Source organism: Actinomadura livida (genome assembly GCF_014648675.1).
Lineage (GTDB): Bacteria > Actinomycetota > Actinomycetes > Streptosporangiales > Streptosporangiaceae > Spirillospora > Spirillospora livida.
Genome location: NZ_BMRO01000009.1, coordinates 82,685 through 94,054, shown reverse-complemented (window position 1 = coordinate 94,054; position 11,370 = coordinate 82,685). Strand labels below are relative to the sequence as shown.

Annotated in this window: 11 protein-coding genes; 4 read left to right on the top strand and 7 right to left on the bottom strand. The window is 74.3% G+C overall.

Going from position 1 to position 11,370, the window contains the following annotated elements:
* A partial coding sequence (locus tag IEZ03_RS22075; protein WP_229808481.1) for a cytochrome b occupies positions 1-1,244 on the top strand: 1,244 nt, incomplete at its 5' end.
* Positions 1,245-1,248: 4 nt separating this feature from the next.
* Here IEZ03_RS22075 and ctaD read toward each other — a convergent pair.
* Entirely contained in the window at positions 1,249-2,934 is a 1,686-nt protein-coding gene (ctaD, locus tag IEZ03_RS22070) for an aa3-type cytochrome oxidase subunit I (RefSeq protein ID WP_184885938.1), read from the bottom strand.
* Between the two features lie 115 nt (positions 2,935-3,049).
* On the opposite strand from ctaD, the gene IEZ03_RS22065 reads away from it, so the two are divergent.
* Entirely contained in the window at positions 3,050-3,493 is a 444-nt protein-coding gene (locus IEZ03_RS22065) for a YbhB/YbcL family Raf kinase inhibitor-like protein (RefSeq protein ID WP_229808480.1), read from the top strand.
* Positions 3,494-3,537: 44 nt separating this feature from the next.
* On the opposite strand, the gene IEZ03_RS22060 is transcribed toward IEZ03_RS22065, so the two are convergent.
* The gene (locus tag IEZ03_RS22060; RefSeq protein WP_229808479.1) at positions 3,538-4,557 is read right to left on the bottom strand and encodes a Ppx/GppA phosphatase family protein; all 1,020 of its coding nucleotides are present in this window, start codon (positions 4,555-4,557) and stop codon (positions 3,538-3,540) included.
* A gap of 158 nt (positions 4,558-4,715) precedes the next feature.
* Between IEZ03_RS22060 and IEZ03_RS22055 the strand changes: the two genes are divergently transcribed.
* Entirely contained in the window at positions 4,716-5,897 is a 1,182-nt protein-coding gene (locus IEZ03_RS22055; protein ID WP_184885942.1) for a zinc-dependent alcohol dehydrogenase, read from the top strand.
* 106 nt (positions 5,898-6,003) lie between these two features.
* Positions 6,004-6,390, top strand: coding sequence for a nuclear transport factor 2 family protein (locus IEZ03_RS22050; protein WP_184885944.1), 387 nt, complete (start codon positions 6,004-6,006; stop codon positions 6,388-6,390).
* Positions 6,391-6,414: 24 nt separating this feature from the next.
* Here the strand turns inward: IEZ03_RS22050 and IEZ03_RS22045 are convergent, their stop codons facing one another.
* The 5 genes from IEZ03_RS22045 to IEZ03_RS22025 form a co-directional block, all read right to left on the bottom strand.
* Positions 6,415-7,284, bottom strand: a complete 870-nt coding sequence (locus tag IEZ03_RS22045) for a UbiA prenyltransferase family protein (protein WP_184885946.1) — start codon at positions 7,282-7,284, stop codon at positions 6,415-6,417.
* A 41-nt stretch (positions 7,285-7,325) separates the two neighbouring features.
* Complete coding sequence (locus IEZ03_RS22040; RefSeq protein ID WP_184885948.1) at positions 7,326-8,501, bottom strand: cytochrome P450; 1,176 nt, start codon at positions 8,499-8,501, stop codon at positions 7,326-7,328.
* 9 nt (positions 8,502-8,510) lie between these two features.
* A complete protein-coding gene (locus IEZ03_RS38605) occupies positions 8,511-9,818 on the bottom strand; it encodes a PucR family transcriptional regulator (protein WP_184885950.1) in 1,308 nt (435 codons plus the stop codon).
* An 11-nt stretch (positions 9,819-9,829) separates the two neighbouring features.
* Positions 9,830-10,891 (bottom strand): polyprenyl synthetase family protein, encoded by a 1,062-nt coding sequence (locus IEZ03_RS22030; protein ID WP_184885952.1) that lies wholly within the window; start codon positions 10,889-10,891, stop codon positions 9,830-9,832.
* Between the two features lie 85 nt (positions 10,892-10,976).
* On the bottom strand, positions 10,977-11,370 hold a 394-nt coding region (locus IEZ03_RS22025), incomplete at its 5' end, for a PEP-utilizing enzyme (protein WP_268248551.1).

Here is an 11,370-nt window from a genome sequence, read left to right as displayed (position 1 = left end):
CCGGGGCTTTCCGCAAGCCCCGCGAGATCAACTGGCTGATCGGCGTCACCCTGTTCGTGCTGGCCCTGGCCGAGGGGTTCGCCGGCTACTCGCTGCCCGACGACCTGCTGTCCGGCACCGGGCTGCGGATCATGGAGGGCGTCGTGCTGTCCATCCCGGTCGCCGGCACCTACCTGGCCATGTGGGTCTTCGGGGGGCAGTTCCCGGCCAGCGAGGACTTCCTCCCGCGGCTGTTCACCGTGCACATCCTGCTCGTCCCCGGGCTGCTGATCGCGCTCATCACCGCGCACCTGATGATCCTCTGGCACCAGACGCACACGATCTGGCCGGGCAAGGGCAGGCGGGAGCGGACGGTGTCCGGCGAGCCGACGTTCCCGCACTTCGCCGCGCAGAGCACCGCCTACTTCCTCTTCACGTTCGGCGTGCTGGCCGGGCTGGGCGCGTTCGCGCAGGTCAACCCCGTCTGGCTGTACGGGCCGTACGAGCCGGACCAGATCTCGACCGGCTCCCAGCCCGACTGGTACGTCGGGTTCCTCGAAGGCTCCCTGCGCATCATGGCGCCGCTGGAGACGAACCTGTTCGGGCACACGATCCCGTGGAACGTGCTCGTGCCCGCCGTCGTCCTGCCGGGGGTCTTCTTCACGCTGATCGCGATGTACCCGTTCGCCGAACGCTGGGCCACGGGGGACGAACGCCTCCACCACCTGCTCGACCGGCCGCGCAACGCCGCGACGAGGACCGCGATCGGCGCGGCCGCCGTCGCCTGGTACGGCAATCTGTGGGCGGCGGGCGGCAACGACGTCATCGCCTACATCTTCGGCATCCCGCTGTTCTGGACGACCTGGTTCTTCCGCGCGGGCTTCGTCGCCGCGCCGGTCCTCGCGTTCCTCGTCACCCGGCGGATCTGCCTCAGCCTGCAGCGCCGGGACCTGCGGGCGCGCCGCGAGGGCGTGGAGAGCGGCCTGATCTCGCTGACCCCGGAGGGCGGGTTCCGCGAGCGGCACGAGCAGCCGTCGGACGAGGAGGCGGCGCTGCTGCGGACCCGGCGGCCGGCCGAGCTCGTCGCCCCCTACCCGAACCACCTCATCCCGCTGCCGACGCCGGACCGCGCCCGCACCCAGGTCCGGACCCGCGTCAACCGCTTCTACATGAACTACCAGGCCGAGTCGTACGGCGGCGGCCAGGGCGACCTGAGCCGCGACCCGCGCGACGGGGGCCCGCGGCAGGAGGACGACGGCGGCTGACCCCTCAGTCCCCGGAGGGTGGCGGAAGGGACGGCTCCGCCCGCTGAGGCGCTTCCAGGGCCGGATGGTGCAGGTCGAACGCGGGGCGGAAGGAACGGATCCGCGGCATCGTCGTGAAGTTGTGCCGGGGCGGAGGGCTGGACGTGGCCCACTCCAGCGAGCCGCCCGCCCCCCACGGGTCGTCCTTCTCCACTGGCGCGCCGCGCCGGTGCGTCCGCCAGACGTTCCACAGGAACGCGAACGTCGACGCGCCGAGGACGAACGACCCGGCCGACGAGACGGCGTTCAGCGCGGTGAACCGCTCGGGGTAGTCGGCGTACCGGCGGGGCATGCCCTCGGCGCCGAGCCAGTGGTGGACGAGGAACGTCGTGTGGAACCCGACGAACAGCGACCAGAAGTGGATCTTCCCCCAGGTCTCGTCCAGCATCTTCCCGGTCAGCTTCGGCCACCAGAAGTAGAAGCCGCCGAACATCGCGAACACGACGGTGCCGAAGACGACGTAGTGGAAGTGCCCGACGACGAAGTAGGAGTCGGTGAGGTGGAAGTCCATGGGCGGGGACGCGAGGATCACCCCGGTCAGGCCGCCGAACAGGAACGTGGCGAGGAACCCCAGGGCGAACAGCATCGGGGCCTCGAACGTCAGCTCGCCCCGCCACATCGTGCCGACCCAGTTGAAGAACTTGATGCCGGTCGGGACGGCGATCATGAAGGAGGTCAGCGAGAAGAACGGCAGCAGGACCCGGCCGGTGGCGAACATGTGGTGCGCCCAGACCGTCATCGACAGCCCGGTGATCGCGATGGTCGCCGCCACCATGCCGAGGTAGCCGAACAGGGGCTTGCGCGCGAACACCGGGATGATCTCGGTGATGATCCCGAAGAACGGCAGCGCGATGATGTAGACCTCGGGGTGGCCGAAGAACCAGAACAGGTGCTGCCAGATCAGCTCGCCGCCGTGCGAGGGGTCGTAGATGTGCGCGCCGAGCTTGCGGTCGGCCATCAGCGCCAGCAGCGCGGCGGCGAGGACGGGGAACGCCAGCAGCACCATCACGCTGGTCAGCAGGACGTTCCAGGTGAAGATCGGCAGCCGGAACATCACCATCCCGGGGGCGCGCATGCCGATGATCGTCGTGATCAGGTTGACCGCGGTGAAGATCGTCCCGAAGCCGGACAGCACGAGCCCCATCACCCACAGGTCGCCGCCGAGGCCCGGCGAGTAGTCCGACGACGACAGCGGGGCGTAGGAGAACCAGCCGAACGCCGCGGCGCCGCCCGGCACCACGAAGCCCGCCAGGACCATCAGCGCACCGAACAGGAACAGCCAGTAGCTGAGCGTGTTGAGCCGCGGGAACGCCACGTCCGGGGCGCCGAGCTGCAGCGGCACGATCACGTTGGCGAACCCGGCGAACAGCGGGGTCGCGAACAGCAGCAGCATGACCGTGCCGTGAATGGTGAACATCTGGTTGTACTGCTGGTTGTCCACCATCTGCAGCCCGGGTTCCAGCAGCTCGGCCCGGATCACCATGGCCATCAGCCCGGCGACGAGGAAGAGCGTGAACGAGGTGGCGAGGTAGAGGTGGCCGACGACCTTGTGGTCCGTCGTCGCCAGGATGTTCCCGATCCTCGTGCCCCGGCGGTGGAGCGCGAGCGCGTCGGCGACGCTGGTGTCGTCCCTCCCCTGCACGTCCGTCATCCAGCCTGCCTCCTATGCGAGCCTGTCGGCGCCCACATACCAAGGAGGCCCCGCTTCAAACGCCGCGGGCGGGCATCGCGGGCGGTGTTCCGGGCAGTACGGCGGCATGGAGCAGATGACGTTGAGCAGCCCCGCGTTCGCCCCCGACGGACCCCTCCCGGTGACGCATTCGCACGCGTCGGGAGACATCTCCCCCGAGCTGAGGTGGTCCGGCGTGCCCGCCGCGTGCCGCGAGGTCGCCCTGTCGTGCGAGGACCCCGACGCGCCCGGCGGCACGTTCGTCCACTGGATGCTGGCCGGGATCTCACCCGACCGCGAGCGGCTGGCGGCCGGGGAGGAGCGCCCGCAGATCGCCCGGGGCCGCAACGACTTCGGCGACCTCGGCTACGGCGGCCCCCAGCCGCCCGCCGGGGACCCGCCGCACCGCTACATCTTCACCCTGTACGCGCTGCGGTGGCCGTCCGGGCTGACCTCCGGCTTCTCGATGGACGACATGCGCGCGGCCCTGAAGGACAAGGTCATCGCGACTGCCGCCCTCGTCGGAACCTACGCCCGCTGACCCTCCGCCGCCGGGCCGGCCGCCGTGGTCGAAGGACAGCGCGGTCAGGGGACGGCGCGCAGGTGCACGTCCCGGAGGACGACCGGGCTGTGCTCCGGGAGGTCCTCCGGATCGCGGCCCTCGACCAGCGCGTCCAGCCGGTGCAGGAACAGGCCCTCGCGCAGCGCCCACGGGCAGATGGCGAGCCGGTCGAGCCGGAGGACGTCCATCACGCCCTCGGCCACGATCGCCCCCGCGAGGATCTGTCGGGCCCGCGACGCCTTGATGCCCGGCAGCGCGGTCCGCTCCGCGTCGGACAGCCTCGCCAGCCGCGGGATCCAGCGGCGCAGCTCGCCCCGGTCGAGGTGCCGCTCCCGGTAGGGGCCCGCCTTCGCCTTCGGGGCACCGCAGAGCCGGGCGAGCTGGGCGAACGTCTTGGACGTGGCCACGGCGGTGGCGGGCGGCGGCAGCTGCGCGATCCCCAGCGTCGCCTCCTTCAGGACGGACCTGACGTGCGCGCTCAGCGCCCTGCGGGTGCTCTTCGGCACCGGCGGGCTCGGCGGCAGGTGGTGCCGGGTGAGCCGGCCCGCGCCGAGCGGCAGCGACAGCGCGATGTCCGGGCGCTCTCCGGCGCCGACGGCGAGCTCCATGGAGCCGCCGCCGATGTCGGCGAGCAGCAGCGGGCCCGCCGACCAGCCGCGCCAGCGGCGGGCCGCGAGGAACGTCAGCCGCGCCTCCTGCTCGCCGGTGAGGAAGCCGAGGCGGACGCCGGTGGCGGCGCGGACCTCGCCGACGACGTCGTCGCGGTTGGCCGCGTCGCGCAGCGCGGACGTCGCGAACGGGATCAGCTCGCCGACGCCGAGGGCCGCGGCGGAGGCGACCGACTCGCGCACCGCGCCGATCAGCCGGCCGACCGCGGGGCGGTGGATGACGCCGTGCCGGTCGGTGGCCTCCGCGAGGCGGACCGCGGTCTTCACCGACCGGACGCCGGTGGGCGGGAGCCCGGGGGCCAGGTCGGCGATCCGCAGATGGGCCGAGTTCGAACCGATGTCCAGTACGCCGAGGCGCAGGGGGGCGTCTTTCATGGGCGTGCTTTACCCCGTCTTGACGTACTCACTCGGCGCGGCGGGCCGACCTGCGGCGGGGCGGGCGGGCCCACGTTTCGCCCCGGCGGGTGGGGTAGGGGCGCCTGCGACGGTCCCTGCGACCCGCTCCCGGGCGTCCCTTTCTTGGAGGATCATCGATGAAGGCTGTCACCTGGCACGGCAAGCGCGACGTCCGCGTGGAGAGCGTGCCCGACCCGGAGATCAAGGAGCCGGACGACGCGATCATCAGGGTCACCTCGTCCGGGATCTGCGGTTCGGACCTGCACCTGTACGAGGTGCTGGGGCCGTTCCTCAGCGAGGGCGACATCCTCGGCCACGAGCCGATGGGGATCGTCGAGGAGACCGGCTCGGAGGTCGCGCACATCAAGCCCGGGGACCGCGTCGTCATCCCGTTCAACATCTCCTGCGGCCGCTGCCACATGTGCGGCATGCAGTTGTACGCGCAGTGCGAGACCACGCAGGTCCGCGAGCAGGGCATGGGCGCGGCGCTGTTCGGCTACACCCGGCTGTACGGGCAGGTGCCGGGCGGGCAGGCCGAGTACCTGCGGGTGCCGCAGGCCCACTTCGGGCCGATCAAGGTGCCGGAGGGCCCGCCGGACGAGCGGTTCGTGTACCTGTCCGACGTGCTGCCGACCGCCTGGCAGTCGGTGGACTGGGCCGGCATCCCCGAGGGCGGGTCGGTCACCGTGCTCGGCCTCGGCCCGATCGGGCAGATGGCCGCCCGGATCGCGCGCCACCTGGGGCACCGGGTGATCGGCGTGGACTTCGTGCCCGAGCGGCTGGAGATGGCGCGGCGGCACGGCATCGAGGTGATCGACTCCGACGACGCCGACGACGTCCCGGACGCGGTCCGGCAGCTCACCGAGGGCCGCGGCACCGACTCGGTGATCGACGCGGTGGGGATGGAGGCGCACGGCTCCCCCGGCGCCAAGTTCGCGCAGACCGTCGCCGGGCTGATGCCGGGCAACAGCGGGGCGCCGCTGATGTCGCGCTTCGGGGTGGACCGGCTCGCCGCGCTCGGCACCGCGATCGAGGTCGTCCGGCGGGGCGGGACGATCGCCCTCATCGGCGTGTACGGCGGGATGACCGACCCGCTGCCGATGATGCGGATGTTCGACAAGGGCATCACGCTGCGGATGGGCCAGGCGCACGTCAAGAAGTGGATCGACGGCCTGATGCCGCTGGTCACCGACGACGCCGACCCGCTCGGCGTGATGGACCTGGCGACCCACCGGTGGCCGCTGGAGAAGGCGCCGGAGGCGTACGAGATCTTCCAGAAGAAGCAGGACGGCGCGATCAAGGTGCTGCTGCAGCCCTGACCGCCCGCGGGGCGTCCCGGTGATCGCGGACGGGACCCGCTCCTCTAGGCTTTTTCGCGCCCCCGTGCGGAACCGGGGCGACGTCCCGAGCATGGAGGTGGGCCCGATGCACCCTTTCCGCGCGGCCATCGACAAGGGTGACATCGACGCCCTCCCGGCACTGCTGGCCGAGGACGTCACGTTCCTCAGCCCCGTGGCGTTCGCGCCGTACGAGGGGCGGCCGCTGGTGTCGGCGATCCTGCGCGCGGTGACGCGGGTGTTCACCGACTTCCGCTACGTCGGCGAGATCGGCGAGGGCCGCGACCACGCGCTGATCTTCAAGGCGCGGGTCGGGGACCGCGAGGTGCACGGCTGCGACTTCCTGCATCTGAACGACGACGGGCTCATCGACGAGTTCTGCGTCATGGTGCGCCCGCTGTCGGGGGCGAAGGCGCTCTCGGAGGCGATGGCGGTGGAGTTCGAGTCCGTCAAGCGGGAACTGGGCCTGGCCTGACGGCGCGCCTCCTGGCCCTGGCCCTCATCGGGCCAGCCCGAGCGCGAGGTAGCTCGCGAAGGACAGCAGCATGTACAGGGCGGGCGCGAAGGGCGGCCAGCGCGTCCGGCCGCGCGCGAAGGCCCAGGCGGCGGCGATGGGCGAGCCCAGCGGGAGGAGAGCGGCGAGCGTCCACCCGGCGGGCGCCTGCGACCAGGCCACGAGCAGGGCCGCGGACAGAACCGGCACGGCCAGGGACGCCGCCGCCGTCCCGCTCACGCCGAGCGTCGTCACGTAGGTCCGCTCCCCCGCACTCGGCGCCCGGGTGAGCTTCCCGGCCAGTTCGGCGTGGCCGGCCGCGAGGACCACCACGGCGATCGCGACGGCCGCGGACCAGTCCGGATGCCTCCCGGACGCGTCCAGATACCCGGCGTACAGGTAGAGGTGGAGCAGCAGCGGCGCCGGAAGGCCGACCAGCAGGCTCCGGAACAGGTCGTCGGCCGAGGGACGGCCCCACCCCCGGTGGACGGCGATCGCTCCGGCCGCGTACCCGAGCTGGACGAGCAGGATGCCCGCCCGCCACGGCCACGCGGCGTTCAGCAGGAGCAGGACCACCGTCCCCGCGGCGTAGAGGACGACCAGGTCACGCGTCCGCACCGCACCCGCCGCCAGCGGACGGCGGGGATTGAAGCGGCGGTCGTAGTCCAGGTCGCGGATGTCGTCCAGCGCGCGCATGAGCAGCAGGTCGACGAAGAGGGTCGCCGCCGCGACGGCCGTCCCCGCTCCGGGCCGCCATGCCGGCGGCTCCGGGTCGAGCGCGGCGAAGAGCCCGGTGACCCCGTAGGCCCACAGCGCCGCGAACGCCAGGGAGGGCACCGGCGGATGGCTCCCCCGGACGAACCGCGCCAGCCGCACGGCGCGCTCCCTCCCCGCGCGGGTCCGCTCTGGGCGGGGCCTCACCCGTCCCGTCCGGGGGTCCAGGTCACCGGGAGTCGCCAGAGGCCGCGGACGAACATGCGGTCGCGCCATTCGAGCCGGTCCGGGTCGACGGCCAGGGCGAGATCGCCGAAGCGGCGCAGGAGCGCGGCGATCGCGACCTGCAGTTCGAGGCGGGCGTGCGGCGCGCCGAGGCACATGTGGCGGCCGTGGCCCAGGCCGAGATGCGGGTTCGGGGAGCGCGCGGGGTCGAACTCGTCGGCGCCGGAGAAGGCGGCCGGGTCCCGGTTGGCGGCGTCGGTGAGCGGGACGACGACGTCCCCCGGCCCGAGCGGCACCCCGTCGAGCGCCACGTCGGCCACGACGGCGTGCGGCCGGCCCCCGGTGCCGGCGAACCACACCCAGCGCAGGAACTCCTCGACGGCGGACGGGATCAGCGCCGGGTCTGCCCGCAGCCGCGCCGCGAGGTCCGGCCGCCGGGCCAGTTCCACGACGCACGCCGCCAGGAAGTTGGACGTGGTCTCGCCGCCCGCCGCCAGCAGCCCGTACCCGAAGACGACGATCTCCTCGGCGGACAGCTCCGGTGCGGCCGCGAGCACGCTGAGCAGGTCGGACCCGGGGCGTGCCCGGCGCTCCGCCAGCCGGTCGGCGAAGTAGCCGTGCATGCCCTGGCGGGCCGCCTCGACCTCCGCCGCGGGGTACCGCCCGGCCGACATCATCGCGGTCACCCACGGCAGCAGCAGCCCGAGGTCGCCGGCGGGGATGCCCAGCATGTCGCAGATGACGGTGTACGGGAGCGGGGTGGCGAACTCGCCGATCAGGTCGGCGGGCGGGCCGTGCGCCGCCATGCCGTCGAGCAGACGCTCGGCGAGCGCCTCGATCCGCGGGCGGTCCGCCTCGGCGCGGCGGGCCGTGAACCACGCCTGGACGGCCTTCCGGCGGCGCGTGTGCGTCGGAGGGTCGCAGGCGGCCAGGGCCAGCGACTCCGGCGTCCGGGCGAAGAGGGTGCCGCCGGTCCACGCCTCGCGGCTGAACCGGTCGTCGGACAGGACCGTCCGGACGTCGGCGTGGCGGGTGACGAGCAGCGCCCGGTGCCCGCCCGGCAGCACGACCGGCACCAGCGGCCGTGCCCGGAACAGCCGCAGGCGGCCCTCGTCCAGCGGGGCGCCCGGGCGGTTCGGAAAGGGGAAGTCCATGCGCGTCCCTCAGGCGCTCAGCGGCGACGGAAAGGACGCATCCTCGCCGGGGCCCCCGGCGCCGCCCTCCCCCTCGGCGCCCTCCCTCTCAGCGCCCCCTCCGTCGGCGCATCCCCCGTCCGCACCTCCTCCGTCCGAACCGGCGTCGCGGCCGCCGGTGCGCTCCAGGCTCGTCAGGCGCGCCGAGGTGAGCGCCGCCCGGAACAGCTGGATGCCGCGCGCCGAGCTCGGGTCGATGCCGGACAGGTCCCTTATGCGGTCCAGGCGGTAGTGGAGGGTGCGGCGGTGGATCCACAGCTCCCGCGCGGCGCGCTCCCGGTCGAGGTTGCAGGCGAGCAGGACCTCCAGGGTCCGGCGCAGGTCCGTCCCGGCGTCCAGCGGCGACAGCACGGCGGCGAGCCGGCAGCGGATGTCCGGCTGCCCGAGGATGGCGAGCTCGACGAGCAGCTCGTCGGCCCGGTAGGGGCGGTCCTCGGCGTCGGGGATGGCCTTGACCACCGTCAGGACCTGCGACGCCTCCTCCAGCGCCGCGGGGATGTCGGAGAGGCCGCCGAGCAGGGACGTGGCGGCGTGCACCGGCCCGCGCGTGCACGCCGCGAGCCCCGCGGTGAACTCGGCCGCCGCGTCCTCGGCGCGCAGCGGGTCCTCGGCCGGGAACAGCACGACGAGCCCGCCGAGGTCACCGGAGTACAGCACGCCGTCGCGCGCGTCCAGCCGCTCGCTCGCCCGCTGCCAGTGCGCGGCGGACGTGAGGGCCGGGGCCTCGCACACCAGGACGAGGTAGGCGGGCGCCAGGCGGACGCCCGCCGCGTCGGCGATGACGTCCGCCGGCGCGCCGTCGATCAGCGTCCCGGCCAGCAGCCGGCGCAGCGGCCGGGACGTGCCGCCCTCGCGGGGCGCCTCGGCGTAGCCCTGGATGCACGCCTCCCGCGCCCGGCCCGCGAGCCGCGCGGCGCGCGCGGTCAGCGCGGCCATCTCGGCGAAGGACGCGGCGGGCGCGACCGACCAGCACGACCGCGCCGCCGCGGCGAGCGCGAGGTCCCACACCTCCGACAGCACCGGCAGCGGGATCGCCTGCCGCGCCGCGAGCACGCCGAGGTCGCGGAAGCGCGCCAGGTCCTCGGCCGGCAGGGGCTCGCTCGCGAGGACGAGGCCGAGCAGGCGGGCGCAGGTCGCGCCGCGGGGACCGAACATGGGGCCCGCGGCCCGCCGGATCGGCTGGTAGGCGGGGTGGCCGCGCAGCGCCTCCCCGATGGCGGTGTCGAGCCGCGGGCAGTGGGCGGTGAGGATCTCCGGGAGTTCGCCGGAACCGGTCATCGACGATCCCCTCAGGAGGCCGCGGCCAGCCGGAAACCGGGCAGGTGGCCGACGGTCTCGTCGACCAGCCGGTGCAGTTCCCGGATGCGGTCCGGCTCGCCGCCGAGCAGCCGGAGCAGCCGGTGGGCGCGGTCGCTCAGCGGCGCGACGGAGGCCGCGTAGGAGCCGAGGACCTCCTCGTCCAGCATCCAGGCGGCCAGCTCGGCGCGCGCGGAGCCCGAGCGGCGGGCGGCCGCGTGCAGCGCGAGCGCCTCCCTGCGCCGCCCCGCAGGGAGGGACGTCAGCAGGTGGACGAGCAGGTACGTCGCCGTCCCGTTGGCGAGGTCCTCGTGCCGGCCGGAGTCGAGGTCGCGCTGGTCGTTCACGAGCTGGCGCAGGACCCCCAGCGCGCGGCCGAACGAGCGCCAGCCGGTGACCCGGCCGTCGTCGGCCCCGGCCAGGCACGCCGCCGACGCCGCGGCCATCGCGTACGGCGCGCCGGTCTTGCCCTCGTAGGCGCGCAGCACCGACTCCGGGGTGGCCGCCGAGGCGCGCTCGGTCAGGTCGCGGAGCTGGCCGTCCACGGCGTCCAGCCAGGCCCGCGACACCTCGTCGCCGAGCCTGGCGCGGACCTCGCCCGATACGGGCAGGTCCGCGACGAGCCGGGCGGGCAGGTGGCTCCCCACGGCCAGCGCCGTGAGGATCTTCTTTCCGGCGGCGGTGCTCCCCGGCGACGGCGCGCCCGGGGCGTCGGTCAGGTCGTCGAGGTGGCGCGCACTCGCCCACCAGAGCAGGTGGACCACGGCGATCGGCCGGGCCGGGGAGCGGTGGACCCCGCCCGGCCAGGTCTCCGCCGCGTGCACGAGGAGCGGGAGCATGACCATGCCGTCCACGGCGTGCCGCGAGCCCTTGGCCCGCACGAGGTCGAAGAAGTCCGCGAGGAACTCCGACATGGCGCCGCCGACCATCTCCCGGCCCGCGCCGAGGCCGATCCCGCGGCCTTCGGCGAGCTCCTCGCACAGCCGCGCGATCTCCGCCTCGACGCCGGCGATCGCCCGTTCCCGGGCGGCCCTGCCGAACACTCCTTCGTCCACGTGCCAACTCCTCTGCTGCGGGGTGTGCCGGGCCATGCCGGGGCCCGGTGATCAGGGGGAGCGGTGCCGCCGTCGCGCGTGCCGGTCACCGCTCCGGGGGCGCGTCCAGGATCCGGACCGTGCCGGCGCGCCCGTCCAGCTCGATCCAGGCGCCGTCGGGGATGCGCCCGACGGCGCCGCCGACCGCGACGGCGGCCGGCACGCCCAGCAGCCGCCCCGTGACGGCGGTGTGCGAGAGCAGCGTGCCGCGCTCGACGACCAGCCCGGACGCGGTGATCATCAGCGGCAGCCAGCCGGGGTCGGTCTCCCGGGCGACGAGGATCCGGCCGGCGCAGTCGGCGGGGGCGATGCCGGGGTCGAGGACGACCTTGGCCCGGCCCCGGACCGTCCCGCCGCTCGATCCCAGCCCGCGCAGGACGCCCGGCGCGTCCGGGTCCGGCTCCGCGCCGGCGCCGTCCCGGGCGGACCCGGCGGGCCGC

What these genes read in the sequence shown, in the direction of transcription:
- ctaD (WP_184885938.1), bottom strand. Translation starts at nt 2,934, where the DNA reads ATGACGGACGTGCAGGGGAGGGACGACACCAGCGTCGCCGACGCGCTC.
- IEZ03_RS22065 (WP_229808480.1), top strand. Translation starts at nt 3,050, where the DNA reads ATGACGTTGAGCAGCCCCGCGTTCGCCCCCGACGGACCCCTCCCGGTG.
- IEZ03_RS22060 (WP_229808479.1), bottom strand. Translation starts at nt 4,557, where the DNA reads ATGAAAGACGCCCCCCTGCGCCTCGGCGTACTGGACATCGGTTCGAAC.
- IEZ03_RS22055 (WP_184885942.1), top strand. Translation starts at nt 4,716, where the DNA reads ATGAAGGCTGTCACCTGGCACGGCAAGCGCGACGTCCGCGTGGAGAGC.
- IEZ03_RS22050 (WP_184885944.1), top strand. Translation starts at nt 6,004, where the DNA reads ATGCACCCTTTCCGCGCGGCCATCGACAAGGGTGACATCGACGCCCTC.
- IEZ03_RS22040 (WP_184885948.1), bottom strand. Translation starts at nt 8,501, where the DNA reads ATGGACTTCCCCTTTCCGAACCGCCCGGGCGCCCCGCTGGACGAGGGC.
- IEZ03_RS38605 (WP_184885950.1), bottom strand. Translation starts at nt 9,818, where the DNA reads ATGACCGGTTCCGGCGAACTCCCGGAGATCCTCACCGCCCACTGCCCG.